This is a genomic window from Plastoroseomonas hellenica, assembly GCF_018129085.1.
In the GTDB taxonomy this organism is placed as follows: Bacteria; Pseudomonadota; Alphaproteobacteria; order Acetobacterales; family Acetobacteraceae; genus Plastoroseomonas; species Plastoroseomonas hellenica.
This window is the reverse complement of record NZ_JAAGBB010000019.1, coordinates 1-15970: the sequence shown is the minus strand read 5'-3', so window position 1 is coordinate 15970 and position 15970 is coordinate 1. Positions and strand designations below refer to the sequence as shown.

15 protein-coding genes are annotated in these 15970 nt (G+C 69.2%); 8 read left to right on the top strand and 7 right to left on the bottom strand.

Going from position 1 to position 15970, the window contains the following annotated elements:
* Positions 1 to 108 precede the first annotated feature (108 nt).
* The 7 genes from GXW71_RS16395 to GXW71_RS16365 all read left to right on the top strand — a co-directional run bounded on the left by GXW71_RS16395 (position 109) and on the right by GXW71_RS16365 (position 6517).
* Entirely contained in the window at positions 109 to 1134 is a 1026-nt protein-coding gene (locus tag GXW71_RS16395; RefSeq protein ID WP_211853617.1) for a LacI family DNA-binding transcriptional regulator, read from the top strand.
* Positions 1134 to 1514, top strand: coding sequence for a tautomerase family protein (locus GXW71_RS16390; RefSeq protein WP_211853616.1), 381 nt, complete (start codon positions 1134 to 1136; stop codon positions 1512 to 1514). The genes GXW71_RS16395 and GXW71_RS16390 overlap by 1 nt, the downstream gene beginning before the upstream one ends.
* A 7-nt stretch (positions 1515 to 1521) precedes the next feature.
* Positions 1522 to 2664: an acyl-CoA dehydrogenase family protein gene (locus GXW71_RS16385; protein ID WP_211853615.1), complete on the top strand. Its 1143-nt coding sequence runs from the start codon at positions 1522 to 1524 to the stop codon at positions 2662 to 2664.
* Positions 2664 to 4271 carry an acyl CoA:acetate/3-ketoacid CoA transferase gene (locus GXW71_RS16380; RefSeq protein ID WP_211853614.1) on the top strand — a complete coding sequence of 536 codons (1608 nt, stop codon included), beginning with the start codon at positions 2664 to 2666 and terminating at the stop codon, positions 4269 to 4271. The genes GXW71_RS16385 and GXW71_RS16380 overlap by 1 nt, the downstream gene beginning before the upstream one ends.
* Positions 4268 to 4747 carry a MaoC family dehydratase gene (locus GXW71_RS16375; RefSeq protein ID WP_211853613.1) on the top strand — a complete coding sequence of 160 codons (480 nt, stop codon included), beginning with the start codon at positions 4268 to 4270 and terminating at the stop codon, positions 4745 to 4747. Before GXW71_RS16380 ends, GXW71_RS16375 begins: the two co-directional genes overlap by 4 nt.
* Positions 4748 to 4849: 102 nt before the next feature.
* Entirely contained in the window at positions 4850 to 5683 is an 834-nt protein-coding gene (locus GXW71_RS16370) for an ABC transporter substrate-binding protein (protein ID WP_211853612.1), read from the top strand.
* 120 nt (positions 5684 to 5803) lie between these two features.
* Complete coding sequence (locus GXW71_RS16365; protein WP_211853611.1) at positions 5804 to 6517, top strand: amino acid ABC transporter permease; 714 nt, start codon at positions 5804 to 5806, stop codon at positions 6515 to 6517.
* 60 nt (positions 6518 to 6577) lie between these two features.
* Here GXW71_RS16365 and GXW71_RS16360 read toward each other — a convergent pair whose 3' ends face one another.
* Positions 6578 to 7978, bottom strand: coding sequence for an NAD(P)H-dependent flavin oxidoreductase (locus GXW71_RS16360; RefSeq protein WP_211853610.1), 1401 nt, complete (start codon positions 7976 to 7978; stop codon positions 6578 to 6580).
* A gap of 121 nt (positions 7979 to 8099) precedes the next feature.
* The gene (pnp, locus tag GXW71_RS16355) at positions 8100 to 10319 is read right to left on the bottom strand and encodes a polyribonucleotide nucleotidyltransferase (protein ID WP_211853609.1); all 2220 of its coding nucleotides are present in this window, start codon (positions 10317 to 10319) and stop codon (positions 8100 to 8102) included.
* Between the two features lie 357 nt (positions 10320 to 10676).
* Between pnp and GXW71_RS16350 the strand changes: the two genes are divergently transcribed.
* A complete protein-coding gene (locus GXW71_RS16350) occupies positions 10677 to 11390 on the top strand; it encodes a C13 family peptidase (RefSeq protein ID WP_211853608.1) in 714 nt (237 codons plus the stop codon).
* Positions 11391 to 11588: 198 nt separating this feature from the next.
* On the opposite strand, the gene rpsO is transcribed toward GXW71_RS16350, so the two are convergent.
* The 5 genes from rpsO to infB all read right to left on the bottom strand — a co-directional run.
* Positions 11589 to 11858 (bottom strand): 30S ribosomal protein S15, encoded by a 270-nt coding sequence (gene rpsO, locus GXW71_RS16345; RefSeq protein ID WP_211853607.1) that lies wholly within the window; start codon positions 11856 to 11858, stop codon positions 11589 to 11591.
* A 23-nt stretch (positions 11859 to 11881) separates the two neighbouring features.
* Positions 11882 to 12832 carry a tRNA pseudouridine(55) synthase TruB gene (gene truB, locus GXW71_RS16340; protein WP_211853606.1) on the bottom strand — a complete coding sequence of 317 codons (951 nt, stop codon included), beginning with the start codon at positions 12830 to 12832 and terminating at the stop codon, positions 11882 to 11884.
* Positions 12833 to 12965: 133 nt separating this feature from the next.
* Positions 12966 to 13304 (bottom strand): acyl-CoA thioesterase, encoded by a 339-nt coding sequence (locus tag GXW71_RS16335; protein WP_211853718.1) that lies wholly within the window; start codon positions 13302 to 13304, stop codon positions 12966 to 12968.
* Positions 13305 to 13348: 44 nt separating this feature from the next.
* On the bottom strand, positions 13349 to 13774 hold the full coding sequence (gene rbfA, locus GXW71_RS16330) for a 30S ribosome-binding factor RbfA (RefSeq protein WP_211853605.1): 426 nt from the start codon (positions 13772 to 13774) through the stop codon (positions 13349 to 13351).
* Positions 13775 to 13843: 69 nt separating this feature from the next.
* Positions 13844 to 15970: translation initiation factor IF-2 (gene infB / locus GXW71_RS16325; protein WP_211853604.1), on the bottom strand; the 2127-nt coding region annotated here is incomplete at its 5' end.

The window sequence follows — 15970 nt, the reverse complement described above, 5'->3', positions numbered from 1 at the left end:
GCGAATGCATTAGAAGCCGTCATTGCCTGTCAGGTCAAATTTGATTTGCTGATTGGGAGCCCAAGATCGGACTTGCTTCCGCAAACGATTACAGGACATCGTTCCCGCATGCAGAGCACAGTGACGCTCCGGGACGTCGCGCAGGCCGCCAAGGTGTCGATCGCCACGGCCTCCCGCGCCCTGGCCGGCGAGGGGCTGACCAGCAGGAGCACCGAGGCGCGGCTCCGGCGCATCGCGGCCGAGCTGGGCTACCGCCCCAACGCCCTCGCCCGCGGGCTGAAGACGCGCACCACACGCCTCGTCGGCCTGGTGGTGCACAACCTTACCAACGCCTCCTTCCGCGTGCTGGCGGAGGTGGTGCAGCGCCGCCTGCGCGCCGAGGGCTACCAGACCATCCTCTGCATCACCGCCGACGACCCGGAGCAGGAGGCGGAGATTATCGCCACCCTGGCCGACCAACGCGTGGACGGCCTCATCATCTGCCCGACCGGCCATAACGGCGCGCGGCTCGCGGCCCTCGACAGCAACGGCACGCCCGTCACCTGCGTGGTCCGCCGTGACGAGATGGTGGAGATGGAAACCGTCCTCGCCGCGGATCCGGAGGGCGCCTATGCCGGCACCCGCCACCTGCTGGAGCTTGGCCACCGCCGGATCGGCCTGATCGTCGGCCGGCGGGAGACCACCTCGGGCCGCGAGCGCCTCTCCGGCTATCGCCGGGCGCTGGAGGAGGCGGGCATCGCCTTCGACCCGTCGCTCGTCCATGCCGGCCCCTATGAGCCCGAAACCGGCCTCGCCGGCTGCCGGCAGCTCCTCGACCGCGCGGACCGCCCGACCGCCCTCTTCGTCGCCAACCATGAATCCGCACTCGGCGTGTTGCGCGGCCTGGCGGAGCGCGACCTGCTGGTCCCCGACGACATCTCCCTCCTCTGCTACGAGGACATGCCCGGCTTCGCCTGGCAGCGCCCGGCCATCAGCGTCGTGGACAGCGGCGCCACCGCCATGGCCGACCTGGCCGCCGACCGTCTTCTGCAGCGCCTGCGCCCCAATGCCGCGCCGCCCGCCGAGACCGCGCGCGAGTACCGGATCGGCGCCCGGCTGATCCAGCGCCATTCCTGCCGCCCGGTGGCCCCCTGATGCCCTATGTCGAGATCCTCGCCCCGCCGCTTCCGGCCGAGCGCCGCCAGCAGGCGGCCACCGCCGTCACGGAGGGCATCTGCCGCGCCTTCTCCGTCGGGCCGGAGACGGTGACCCTCTACTTCCTGGACATCGCGCCGGGCGCCTACGCCCATGCCGGCGTCGTGGGCGGCTTGCCGGAGGAGCAGCGCATCTTCGTCAAGGTGCATGCCTATCGCCGCGGCATCGCGGAGCGCCGCAACGCCGCCGCTGCCGTGACCGCCCCGCTCGCCAGCCTCTACGGCACCACGCCCAAGGCCCTTGCCGTCTATTTCCTCGATCGCGCCACGGACGAGGTGGCCCATGCCGGCCGCCTCGCCGCCGACGCCGAACCAGGCTGAGGCCCCGATGCAACGCTTCTTCACCGAGGACCAGACCGCGCTGCGCGACACCGCCCGCCGCTTCGCCGAGCGGGAGATCCTGCCGCGCGCCGCCGCCATCGACCGCGAGGACCGCTTCGACCGTGCCCTCTACAAGGGCATGGCGGCGCTCGGCCTGTTCGGCGTGGCGCTGCGCGAGGGCGCAGGCGGCGCCGGCATGGGCGCGACCGGCGCCTGCATCGCGATGGAGGAGCTGGCGCGCTGCTCCGGCGCCGTCGCCAACGCTTTCGCGATCCCGGTGGAGGCCGCCCTCTTCCTCGACCAGCACGGCAACGACCGCCACCGCGCACTGATCCCCGGCATCCTCGCCGGCGACATCATCCCGGCGACAGCCGTCACCGAGCCCGACCACGGTTCGGATGTCGCGGGCCTGCGCACCACCGCGCGGCGGGATGGCGAGGGCTGGGTGCTGGACGGCACCAAGGCCTGGGTCACGCTCGGCGGCGTCGTGGATGCGCTGATGGTCTTCGCCCGCAGCGGCAGCGAGAACGGCCACAAGGCCATCTCCTGCTTCCTGCTGGATGGCCACGCCCCCGGCATCCTCCGCGGCAAGGAGGAGGAGCTGCTGGGCATGCATGGCCTCGCGGACTGCATGATCACGCTGGATGGCGTGCGTGCCCCCGCCGATGCCGTGATCGGCCCCGAGAACGGCGCCTTCAAGATGGCCATGGGCAACTTCAACTTCAGCCGCCTGATGATGTCCGCCATGGCCCTCGGCATCGCCCAGGCGGCATTCGAGGATGCGGTGGCCTATGCCAAGACCCGCCAGCAGTTCGGCGGCCCGATCATCAACTTCCAGGCCGTGCAGTTCATGCTGGCCGACATGTCGACGGACATCGCGGCCGCGCGGATGCTGATCCATCACGCCGCCCGCCTCTACGACCACGGCATGCCGATCGCGAAGGAGGCGGCGCAGGCCAAGCTCTTCACCACGGACATGGCGACGAAGCACGTCTCCAATGCGCTGCAGATCCATGGCGGCAACGGCTATTCCCGCGCCTACCGCGTGGAGCGCCTGTTCCGCGACGTGCGCCTCGCGCAGATCTACGAAGGCACCAACCAGATCCAGCGCCTGATCATCGCCCGCCAGATCGAGAAGGAGATGGCCTGATGGCGGCGACCGTACCGCGCTGCATCACGGCCGAGGCGGCCGCCGCCCTGATCCAGGACGGCGACTTCGTCATCATCGGCGGCAATGGCGGCACCGGCACGCCGGAAGCGCTGATCGAGGCGGTGGAGCGCCGCTTCCTGGCGGGGCAGGGACCGCATGACCTGACGCTGTTCCACGTCACCGGCATCGGGGCCGTGCACGAGCACGGCCTCTGCCACTTCGGCCACCAGGGCCTGGTGAAGCGCGTCATCGGTGGCCATTACGGCCTGCAGGTGCCCTTCATGGCGCTGATCGATGGCAATCACATCGAGGCCTACAACTTTCCCCAGGGCGTGATGACCGGGCTCTGCCGAGCCATGGCCTCCGGCCAGCCCGGCATCCTCACCCATGTCGGGCTCGGGACCTACATGGACCCGCGCCAGGAGGGGCCCGGGAGCGGTGGCCGCATGAATGCGCGCACCACCGAGACACTGGTGGACCACGTCCGACTCATGGATCGCGACTGGCTCTTCTACCGCGTCCCCGGCGCCCCGCGCGTCGCCCTGATCCGCGGCACCACCGCGGATGAGGATGGCTACGTCACCATGGAGCATGAGGCGACGACCCGGGAGGATCTCTCCATCGCCCAGGCCGTGCACAATGCGGGCGGCATCGTCATCTGCCAGGTCAAGCGCATAGCGCGCCGCGGCAGTCTCAACCCGCAGATGGTGAAGATCCCGGGCTTCCTGATCGACCACATCGTGGTCGAGCCGGAGCAGATGCAGACCTTCGGCACGCAATACGACCCGAGCCGCAGCGGCGAGACGCGAATCCCGACCTCCTCCATCCTGCCGGACCCGATGAGCGAACGCCGCATCATGGCCCGCCGCGCCGCGCTGGAGCTCTGCCCGGGCGATGTGGTCAACCTCGGCGTCGGCGTCTCCGCCATGATCCCGAATGTGGCGGCGGAGGAGGGGATCGAGGATCTGATCACCCTGACCGTCGAAGCCGGCGTCATCGGCGGCGTGCCCGGCCATGCCCGCGAATTCGGCACCGCGGTCAATCCGCGGGCGATCATCGACCAGGGCTACCAGTTCGACTTCTACGACGGCGGCGGCCTCTCCTGCGCCTTCCTCTCCTTCGCGGAGGTGGATCCGGAGGGCAACGTCAACGTCACCAAGTTCGGCAACCGCTTCGCCGGCGCCGGCGGCTTCATCGACATCACCCAGAACACGCGGCGCCTGGTCTTCAGCGGGACGCTCACCGGCGGCGGCCTCGATATCGGCCTGACGGAAGGCGGCATCGCCATCCGGAGCGAGGGCCGGATGCAGAAGTTCGTGCCCGCCGTCGAGCAGGTCAGCTTCAGCGGTCGCCTGGCGCGCCAGAAGGGCCAGGAGGTCACCTTCGTCACCGAGCGCGCCGTCTTCGAGCTGGAGCCGGATGGCCTGGTGCTGACGGAGATCGCGCCCGGCGCCCGGCTGCAGGAGGACGTGCTGGATCAGATGGGCTTCCGGCCGCTGGTCAGCCCCGCGCTGCAGCCGATGGACGCGCGCCTCTTCCGCCCTGGTCCCATGGCGCTCCGCGAGGCGTTCCTGGCGCAGGCGGCGCGGCCGAGGCCCGCCCGATGACCGCATCCCCGCCCGCCGCCGCCAGCCTCTTTCTCGAGGACGTCATCCTCGGCGAGGAATGGCGCACCGGCACCCATACCGTCACGGCCGGGCAGATCGCCGCCTTCGCCGAGCTGACGCGGGACCACCACCCGCTGCACACGGATGCGGCCTATTGCCGCAGTCGCGGCTTCCCGGCCGTCATCGCTCATGGCCTGTTCGGCCTCTCCCTCATGGAGGGGCTGAAGACCGAGCTGCGCCTTTACGACAGCACCTCCATCGCATCCCTCGGCTGGGACAAGGTGCGCTTCCGCGCGCCCGTCCTCGCCGGCGACAAGCTGCATCTGCGCATGCGCTTCACCGCGAAGCGTCCCAGTCGCAACCCCGACCGCGGCGTCGTCACCGAGTTCCTGGAGCTGGTGAATGCGCGCGGCGAGGTGGTGATCGACGCCGAGCACGCCTCCCTCATCCTCACCCGGAACGCCGGACACGCCTGAGGCAAGCCTCAGGCACGTTTATTGCGAGGCATCCTGTTCCGTTTGAGGTGACCGCCTGCCGCTCGGCTGCGGTCGGGCAACCTTCGCAACGGGAACCGTACGATGCATACGCGACGTCTCCTCCTCGGCTTCGCCGGCGCCGCCCTCTCCGGCGGTGCCGTCATGGCCCAGACCTGCTCGCCGCGCGTGGCCGCGGGCAGCCTGCTCGAAGCGGGCAAATGGACCATGTCCATCAATCCCACCCTGCCGCCGCAGCAATTCGTCGACAGCCGTGGCGAGCTGCAAGGCCTGAACGTGGAGCTGGCCCGCGCCGCAGCGGCGAAGATGTGCCTGGAGCCGGTCTTCATGCGCATGGATTTCCCGCCGATGATCCCGGGCCTGCGCTCGGGCCGGTTCGACACCATCAACACCGGCCTGTTCTGGACCGAGGAGCGCTCCAGGCTCTTCTACATGGTGCCCTACGCCCAGCAGGCGATCAGCATCTACACCCTGCCGAACAGCACGCTGCAGCTCGCCGGGTTCGATGCGCTCGCGGGCCGCACCGTCGGCGTCGAGACCGGCACCTACAACGAGCGCAAATCGCGCGAGGCGAATACGGAGATGGTCGCGCGCGGCCTGCGCCCGATCAACTTCCGCACCTTCTCGACCGCCAGCGAGACCGTCGCCGCACTTCGCGCGGGCCAGCTCGAGGCCGCGATCAACATCGACGAGACGGCGAACGAGATGGTGAGCCGCGGCATCGCGCGGATCCATGTCCGCAGCCTGTTCGGCACGGACATCACCTTCGCCTTCCGCGACAAGGCGCTGGCCGAAGCCTTCGCCGATGCGCTGAACGCGCTGAAGGCGGATGGCACCTATGACCGGCTCTTCGACCGCTTCGGCATGACGCGCCTGGCCGGCGACGGCTTCGCTATCCGCGGCCCCGGCCCGGGCTGAGCGCCCGAGCCCGCTCAAATCTCAGACGATCACGCTCCAGCACTGTGTTGGATCGCGTGATTCAGACTTTCGGCGATTCCGCCTCAAGCCATCACGCTCCAACCACGAAGGGTCGGGCCGATGTTCGATCTCCAGGCCTTCCTGTCCTACCTGACCAACGCCTACCTACTGGAAGGCGTGCTGGTGACGATCGGCCTGACCATCGTGACCATGCTCATCGGCCTGATCTTCGGCACCGTGCTCGCGCTGATGCGCATGTCGAGGAGCGCGGCACTCTCCGGCAGCGCGGGATTCTACGTCTGGGTCTTCCGGGGCACGCCGCTGCTGGTGCAGCTCGTCCTCATCTACACCGGCCTGCCGCAGCTCGGCATCCGGCTCGGCGTGCTGCCCTCGGCACTCCTCGCCCTCAGCCTCAACGAGGCGGCCTATCTCTCGGAGACGATCCGCGGTGGCTTCAACGGCATTCCCAAGGGCCAGATGGAGGCGGCCAAGGCCCTCGGCCTCTCCCGCTGGCGCACGCTGCGCCTGGTGCTGATGCCCCAGGTCGCGCGCCTGATCATCCCGCCCCTCGGCAATTCGCTGAACGGGTTGCTCAAGGCCACCTCGCTCGCCTCCGTCATCTCGCTGGAGGAGTTGATGCGCCGCAGCCAGGTGCTGATGCAGGAGAGATTCGAGGTGCTGGAGCTCTACTGCGTCGCCGCCGTCTACTACCTGGTGCTGACCACCCTCTGGAACCGCGTCCAGGTCCGGCTCGAAGAGCACTACGGCCGTGGCTACGCCGAGACCGGCCGCACGGCGGCACCGGTCCAGATACGCACGGCGGAGGCACATTGACGTTCTGTTCTGGGAGCCTCTCCACCCGTTCCAGCGACCCCACTGGATCGGGGAGCTGCTCTACCGGCCGGTGAGGATGCGCTCGACGAGCTGCTTCACCGTCGGGATGAAGCCGTTCGAATAGAAGGGGTCGCTCGCGAAGCGGTAGGCATTGTGGCCGGCGAACATCAGGTTGTGTTCGGTCGTGCCGTCATGGGCGATCTCCTGCAGCGTCTTCTGGATGCAGAAGCTGCGCGGATCGGCCTTCTTGCCGTTGCTGTAGTCGGGCTCGTGCTGCGCCCAGTTGGAGAAGCGGCACTGGCTGAGGCAGCCCATGCAGTCCACCTGGTCCTTCACGATCGCCTTCGACGTCTCGGGCGTCACGAAGATCAGCGTGTTGTCCGGGGTGCGCATGGCCTCGGTGAAGCCTTCCGCCTCCCACTGATTCACGCGCGCCAGGTCGTGCGGCGTCAGCCAGACCGGGCGCTTGCGCGGCCCGACGCCGTATTCGGCCATGTGTTCGCCGATCGGCTCACTGGTGTAGGCCACCTGGCGCTCGTTCCGCTCCTCCAGCTCGATCAGGAAATCGTTGCGGACCGCGGAGGAATAGAAGCCGGTCGGGCTGAAGGGCTGCAGCGACACGTCGCCCTTCTTCAGGTTCAGCAGCCGCTGCTTCCAGGTATCCGGGATCGGGCTTTCGCGGGTCAGCAGCGGGCGGGTGCCGAACTGGAAGGCGATCGGGCCGAGGTCCGGATTGTCGATCCAGTCCTCCCACTCCTCCAGCCACCAGACGCCGCCGGCCATGATGATCGGCACGTCGCCGAGGCCGAATTCGCGCATCTGCTGGCGCAGCTTCAACACCCGGGCATAGGGCGCTTCCGGCTTCTTCGGATCCTCGCTGTTCGACAGGCCGTTATGGCCGCCGGCCAGCCAGGGATCCTCGTAGACCACGCCGCCGAGCCATTCCCGCGTCTTGTTGTAGGCGCGCTTCCACAGCGCGTTGAAGGCACGGGCGGAAGAGACGATCGGGTAGTAGTGGACGCCGAAGTCGCGCGCGATGTCGGCCAGGCGATAGGGCATGCCGGCACCGCAGGTGATGCCGTTGATCAGCCCCCTGGCGCCTTCCAGCATGCCGCGCGCCACGCGCTCGGCGCCGCCCATCTCCCAGAGGATATTGGCGTGGATGCGGCCCTTGCCGCCGGCGCGTTCGAAAGCTTCCCGCGCCTGGGCGATGGCGCCCCGGATGCCGTATTGCACCAGCTCCTCATGCCGCTCCCGCCGGGTCTTGCCCGAATAGGTCTGCGGGATGCGGTTGCCCTGCGCGTCATAGCTGTCCGCATTGACCGCCGAGAAGGTGCCGACGCCGCCCGCCGCCGACCAGGCCCCGCAGGAGGACCCGTTGGAGACGGACACGCCCTTCCCGCCCTCGACCAGGGGCAGAACGTCGACGCCGCCCATGCGGATGGGGTTGATGACCTTCAAGGACGCAGGCTCCACGGATTTTAACACGCTTGTCACGGGGACTTATGGCGAAACGCCCCGCGAGGTCCAGCGGATATGGCGCGGCGGGGGGGCTGGTTCGAGCCCCCCCGGCCGCCCTTTCTCACTCCGCCGCGTCGCGCGGGCCGCGATCCCGCCGCTCGCCGCGGTCCCGCCGCTCACCACGCTCGGGACGGTCGCCTTCGCCATCGGCGCGCGGCCGCTTGGCACCCACCTGCTCGGTGATGTCGGCGCCGGTCGCCTGATCGACCACCCGCATCGACAGCTTCACCTTGCCGCGCTCGTCGAAGCCGATGACCTTGACCTTCACCTGGTCGCCGTCCTTGACCACGTCGGAGGTCTTGTTCACCCGCTCATTCGCGAGCTCGGAGATGTGGACCAGGCCGTCCTTGGCGCCGAGGAAGTTCACGAAGGCGCCGAACTCGGCGGTCTTCACGACCTTGCCATTGTAGATCACGCCGATCTCCGGCTCGGCCACGATGCCGCGGATCCAGTCGATCGCCTTCTGCGCCTGCTCGACGCTGGTGGCGGCGACCTTGATGGTGCCGTCATCCTCGATGTCGATCTTGCAGCCGGTCTGCTCGGTGATCTCACGGATCACCTTGCCGCCGGAGCCGATGACGTCGCGGATCTTGTCCTTCGGCACATTGATCACGGTGATGCGCGGCGCGGTCTCGGCCACGTCGGTGCGGGCGCCGGACAGGCCCTTCGCCATCTCGCCCAGGATGTGCAGGCGGCCATCCTTCGCCTGGGCGAGCGCCACCTGCATGATCTCGAAGGTGATCGAGGTGATCTTGATGTCCATCTGGAGAGAGGTGATTCCCTTCTCCGTGCCGGCCACCTTGAAGTCCATGTCGCCGAGATGGTCCTCGTCGCCCAGGATGTCGGACAGCACCGCGAAGCCGCGGTCTTCCTTGATCAGGCCCATGGCGATGCCGGCGCAGGGGCGCTTCAGCGGCACGCCCGCATCCATCAACGAGAGCGAGGTGCCGCAGACCGTCGCCATGGAGGAGGAGCCGTTGCTCTCCGTGATCTCCGACACCACGCGGATGGTGTAGGGGAACTTCTCCTTCTCCGGCAGCAGCGGGTGGATGGCGCGCCAGGCGAGCTTGCCGTGGCCCACTTCGCGGCGTCCCGGCGAGCCCATGCGGCCGGTCTCGTTCACGCTGTAGGGCGGGAAGTTGTAGTGCAGCATGAAGTCCTCGCGGTACTCGCCCGCGAGGGCGTCGATGATCTGCTCATCCTGGCCGGTGCCGAGGGTCGCCACGCAGAAGGCCTGGGTCTCGCCACGGGTGAAGAGCGCCGAGCCATGGGCGCGCGGCAGAACGCCGACTTCGGCTACGATCGGGCGCACGGTCTTGGTGTCGCGGCCGTCGATGCGGAGCCCAGTGTCGAGGATGGCGTTGCGGACCACGTCCGCCTCCAGCTCCTTCAGCAGGCCCTTGGCGGCGGCGGCGTCATGGCCTTCCTCGGTGAGCTTGGCGGCGATCGCCTTCTTCACCGCGCCGACCTTCTCCTGCCGCAGCAGCTTCTGGGTCTCAGTGTAGGCCTGCTTCATGTCGGCGGTGCCGAGCTCGGCGATGCGCGTCTTCAGCGCGACCTCGGCCTCGGAAGGCTCGGCCACCGGCCAGGGCTCCTTGGCGGCGACCTCGGCCAGCTCGATGATGCCCTGGATGACGGCCTGGAAGCCGTCATGCCCGAACTTCAGGGCGCCGAGCATGACATCCTCGCCCAGCTCATGCGCCTCGGACTCGACCATCAGCACGCCTTCGGCGGTGCCGGCCATCACCAGGTCCAGCACGCTCTGCTTGCGCTGGTCGATCGTCGGGTTCAGCACGTACTGGCCATCGATGTAGCCGATGCGGGCACCGGCCACCGGGCCGAAGAACGGGATGCCGGAGAGCGTCAGGGCGGCGGAGCAGCCGACCAGCGCCACCATGTCGGGGTCGTTCTCCATGTCGTGACTGAGCACGGTGGCGACGACCTGGATCTCGTTGCGGAATCCGTCCGGGAATAGCGGGCGGATCGGCCGGTCGATGAGGCGGGAGACCAGGGTCTCGTTCTCCGACGGACGTCCCTCGCGCTTGAAGAAGCCGCCCGGGATCTTGCCGGCGGCGAAGGCCTTCTCCTGGTAGTTCACGGTGAGCGGGAAGAAGTCCTGCCCCGGCTTCACCGAACGGGCGCCGACCGCCGTGCAGAGCACGATGGTGTCACCGAGGCGGGCCATCACGGCGCCATCGGCCTGACGGGCGACCTTGCCGGTCTCGAGCGTCAGGGTCTTGCCGCCCCAGTTGATGTCCTTGCGGAAATACTTGTCGAACATGCGTCGTCCTTGCGTCTTGCGGGGCCGTCGCGGCCCCCGGATGGGCAAGCGCGGAACAGGCCGGTGACGATGGCGGGAACCGGGAATTGGAAAAGCACAGCGTCTCGGGCGGCATGGGGAGGGCCCGGCGCGAACGCCGGAAAAGCTGCCCATGTGGCCGGAAACGCCGCGATGCTCCTCTCCGGGATCCCGCGGCGCCGAAATCCGGCCCACCGCGGTTGCAGCGATCGATCGAGCCTAAGCGGCCGCGATCGGGCCCCATATGGCTCGGATGCCGGCAAAGCGCCATCGGAAATTGTATTGCGGCGCCGGGCTGTTTCATTTGACGGCAGGCGATCCGGCTCGCGAAGCTGCCGCATGCGCCGTTTCCTGCTGCTGCCGATCCTGATCCTCGCCGCCTGCGCCGCCACTCCGCATCAGCCCGCGGCGGCGCCGCGCTGGCACACCGTGCTGGTCGCCGGCGACGACAGCCTGCCGGTCTGGGACAATGCGACGCAGCGAATGATGACGCTGCTCGGGCCACAGGCATCGGTGCGCCGCTTCTCGGACCGGGGCCGCGGCGCGGAGCGGGCCGACCCCGGCGGCGTGCTGCGCGCCATCGCAGGGCTGCGGCCGGGTCCGGGCGAGGGCTGCCTGGTGTTCATGACCATGCACGGTGCGCCCGGCCAGGGGCTGATCTTCGCCCCGGCCGGGTTGGGCCTGCCGCCCGCCCTGCTGGACCGCGCCCTCAGCACCGGCTGCGGGGACGCGCCGACGGTCGCCATCCTCTCCGGCTGTTACACCGGCATCTATGCCGCGGCGCCGGTGGCGCGCCCGAACCGGATCATCCTGACCGCCGCCCGGCCCGACCGGCCAAGCTTCGGCTGCGGCGCGGGCGAGGTGCTGACCGTCTATGACGAATGCCTGCTGCAAGCGCTTGGATCGGATGCGCTGGGCCAGGCGGCGCTATGGCGGAAGGTTGCCTCGGTGACCAATGCCTGCGTCAGCCGGCGCGAGCAGGCGCTGCGTGTCCAGCCCAGCGAGCCGCAAGCGAGCTTCGGCGACCAGGTGGGTTCCTTGGCGGTTAGATAGGCCTCAATCCGCGGCCGCAGGCCGCTACCCGTGCCTGCGGAGCGAGGCGAAGCCGATGCTCTGGGGCCGCGAAGCGGCCCCGCGCGCGACCGACCGTTGTCGCCAATGCCGCCCTGACGGCGCGGAAGCCAAGGCCGCGGATGCGGCCGCCGGCGTCTGAGGCCATAAAAAAAGCCGGTCTGACGACCGGCTTTTTTTTCAGCGGCGAAGCTTCAGGCGCTCGATCAGGCTCTGGTAACGGGCCTGGTCCTTCTTCTTCACGTAATCGAGCAGGCCACGGCGCTGACCGACCAGCATCAGCAGGCCGCGACGGCTGTGGAAGTCCTTCGCGTGGCTCTTCAGGTGCTCGGTCAGGTTGACGATGCGCTCGGAGAGCAGGGCGACCTGCACTTCCGGGCTGCCGGTGTCGCCGGCCTTGGTCGCATATTCGGCAATGAGCGCCGTGCGGCGCTCTGCGGTGATCGACATCGTGTGCTCCATCGAAAGGGGTTTCAGCCCTGGCCGTCCCCGATCCACCTCTCCGGCCGGCAAAGCCCGGCGTCGAGGCGGCAGAGGCCGATCAGGCGCCCCCCCGCCATCGCGCGCACCAGGCCCCCATCGGGGTTGGCGCCGGACGGAACCCGGCCCATCAGCTCCACCAGCGAGATCGCCTGGCCCTGATGCAGCCGGACGGCTTCCGGCTCATGGACGGCCAGCGCCGGGATGTCGTCCAGCGCGGTCGCCACGGGCCTCAGAAGATCCGGGGAAGGGGGCGGCGTATCGCCGGAAACGGCGATCCTGTCCAGCGGAATCGCATCGGCCTCGTGGAAAGGCCCGACGCGATGCCGGCGGAGCGCCGCGATATGGCCGACCGTGCCGACCGCCCGGGCCAGGTCGCGGGCCAGGCTGCGCATGTAGACGCCCTTGCCGGAGACCACGCGGAAGATCGCGGTATCGGCATCCGGCCGCTCCACCAAATCGAATTCATCGACCCGCGCCGGGCGCGGCGCCAGCTCCGGCACCTGCCCGTCCCGTGCCAGGTCATAGGCGCGTTCGCCCGCGACCTTGATGGCCGAGAAGATCGGCGGGACCTGCATGATCTCGCCGCGGAAGGCCGGCAGCGCGGCGCGGATCGCGTCATCGGTCGGCCTGATATCGCTGGTCGCGATGGTCTTGCCGTCGGAATCGTCGGAATCGCGGGCGTCGCCGAAGCGCAGCGTGAAGGAATAGACCTTCGTGCCGTCCATCACATAGGGCACGGTCTTGGTGGCGGCACCGAAGGCCACCGGCAGCACGCCGGTCGCCAGCGGATCGAGCGTGCCGCCATGGCCCGCCTTCTGCGCATCGAGGGCGCGTTTGACCCTGGTCACCACATCGGTGCTGCCGATGCCGCTTGGCTTGTCCACGATGAGCCAGCCATCGAGGGCCTGTCCGCGGGGTTTTCTGTGGCGTTGGCGGGTCATGGACACTCTGGGTCGTTGCGAAATCGGCCGCATGCCGTCGACATGCGGGGTGGCGGATGACACGGACACGGAGGCAAGGGAATACCTGCTTTGCGCAGGCTTGCCGGCAGCGGCGCGCTGCCGGCGGCGCGCTTCAGGCCTCCGGATCCACCGGCCGCGGCTTTCCGGCCATGTCCAGCGCCACGAAGGTGAAGACCGCCTCGGTCACCTTGCTGGCCTGTTCGGAAGCGCGGTCGCGGCGCCAGGCTTCGACGCAGACGCGGATCGAGGTGCGGCCGGTGCCGATCAGCATGCCATAGAGGCTCACCTCGTCGCCGACCTTGACCGGGCGGTGGAACTTCATGCCCTCGACCGCGACGGTCGCGACCCGGCCGCGCGCCAGGCGCAGCGCGACGCTGGCACCCGCCTGGTCCATATGCGCCATCAGCCAGCCGCCGAAGATGTCGCCGGCCGGGTTGGTGTCGGCCGGCATGGCGATGACGCGGATCTCCGGCGCCTGGTCGGGTGGCGCCTCGCTCACGGGGTGTCGTCCTCGGTCTTCGGGGCGGCCAGGTCCCGCGCGACCTCGGGCTGGTTCAGGGCGCGGGCGATGGTGAAGGCATAGTCGAGCGCCGTGTCGGTCTGGAAGTGCAGATCCGGTGCGTGGCGCAGCCGCACCGACTTCGCGATCTGGGCACGGAGAAAGGGCGCCGCACGCTTCAGCGCCGCGAACTGCGCCGGCGGCAGGTCCTTGCCCAGCCCGCTCACGAAGGCCGTCATGTGCTTGAGATCGGGCGAGGCCCGCACCTCGGTCACCGTGACACGCACATCGGCCAGGTCCGGGTCCCGGAAGTCGCCGCGGGCGAAAACGGCCGACAGCGCGTGCCGGATCTCCTCCGCCACACGGAGCTGGCGCTGGGTCGGGCCCTCGGCGCCGCCGCGCTTATGCTGTTGCTTGGCCATCCGGGCCTCCTCAAAACACGAGGGCGCGGCGCATGTGGCGCCGCGCCCTCGTCCATGCCTACCGGGCCATCAGGCCGCGGCGACGGTCTCCACCTCGTAGCACTCGATCTGGTCGTCGACGCGGAGGTCATTGTAGTTCGCGAAGGACATGCCGCACTCGTAGCCGTTGGTCACTTCCTTCACGTCATCCTTGAAGCGGCGGAGCGTGCTGAGATCGCCCTGGTGGATGACCACGCCATCGCGCAGCAGGCGCACGCCGGCGCCGCGGCGGACCACGCCTTCGGTCACGCGGCAGCCGGCGATCTTGCCGATCCGCTTCGATTCGAAGACCTGCAGGATCTGCGCATAACCCAGGAACTTCTCGCGCTGGACCGGGGCGAGCTTGCCCTTCACCAGCTTCTCGATGTCGTCAGCCACTTCGTAGATGATCGAGTAGTAGCGGATCTCGACGCCTTCGGCCTTCGCCAGGTCGCGCGCCTGGTTGGTGGCGCGGACGTTGAAGGCGACGACCACGGCGTTCGACGCCTTGGCGAGCTGGATGTCGCTCTCGGTGATCTGGCCGACGCCGCTGTGCAGCATCCGCACCCGCACCTCGTCATTGCCGAGCTTGCCGAGCACCACGCCGATCGCCTCGGCGCTGCCCTGCACATCGGCCTTGGTGACGACCGCGACTTCCTTCTGCTCGCCCGCCTGGATGCGGGCCAGCATGTCGGTCAGGCTGCCGCGGCCGGCATTGACCGCCGCCGCCGCCTTCTCCCGCGCGCGGCGCTGGCGGAACTCGCTGATCTCGCGCGCCCGGCCCTCATCCTCGACCGCGACGAAGTTCTCGCCGGCGCCGGGGACACCGGACAGGCCCAGGATCTCGACCGGCAGCGACGGACCGGCTTCCTTGATCTGGCGCCCCTTGTCGTCGACCACCGCGCGCACCCGGCCCCATTCGGCGCCGGCCACCACGATGTCACCCTGGCGCAGCGTGCCCTTCTGGACCAGCACAGTGGCGACGGGGCCACGGCCGCGATCGAGCTTGCTCTCGATCACGGTGCCTTCGGCGGCACGCTCCGGGTTCGCCTTCAGGTCGAGCAGCTCGGCCTGCAGCGAGATCCCCTCCAGCAGCTTGTCGAGGTTGATCTTCTGAGTGGCGGAAACCTCGATCTCCTGGGTCTCGCCGCCGAGGCTTTCGACCACGATCTCGTGCTGCAGCAGTTCCTGCTTCACGCGCTCGGGCCGTACGCCCGGCTTGTCGATCTTGTTGACCGCCACGATGATCGGGACGCCGGCCGCCTTGGCATGGCCGATCGCCTCGATCGTCTGCGGCATCACGCCGTCATCGGCGGCAACCACCAGCACGACGATGTCGGTCACGCTGGCACCGCGCGCCCGCATCGCCGTGAAGGCGGCGTGGCCTGGCGTGTCGATGAAGGTGACGCGGTTGCCGTCCGGCGTCGTCACCTGATAGGCGCCGATGTGCTGGGTGATCCCGCCCGCCTCGTGCGAGGCGATATCGGTCTGGCGCAGCGCGTCGAGCAGGCTGGTCTTGCCGTGGTCGACATGGCCCATGATGGTCACGACCGGCGGACGCTGGGTCAGCTCGGCATCGGTGTCGACCTCACCTTCGAGGCCGATCTCGACATCGCTCTCCGACACTCGCTTCGAACGGTGCCCGAATTCCTGCACCACCAGCTCGGCGGTGTCGGCGTCGATGGTCTGGGTCAGCGTCGCCATCACGCCCATGCGGAACAGCCGCTTCACCACCTCGCCGCCGCGCTCGGCCATGCGGTTGGCCAGCTCCTGCACGGTGATGGCTTCGGGGATGACGACGTCGCGCAAGGCCTTGGTGGCGTTCTTGCGGATATCCTCGAGCTGCTGGCGCTGCTTCTCACGCTCGCGCGCCCGCCGCATCGAGGCGAGGGAGCGGCTGCGGTCGTCGTCGCCCTCGATCGCGGCCTGCACGTCGATGCGGCCGCCACGGCGGTCGGCGCCGACCAGGGTCTTCTTGACCGTGGTGAGCACCGGCTTCTTGGCCGGCAGGGCGGAGGCCCCCGGGCGGCGCACCGCGGCGCGGCGACGGCTGTCATCCTCCTCCTCCGCGGTCGGCTGGCGCGGCTTCAGCGACAGGCGATCGGCAGGGGTCGCGGACGGCGCATCGGGACGGCGCGCGGCCGGGGCGCCAGTCGGGCGGGCGGCCGCGGGGCGCGG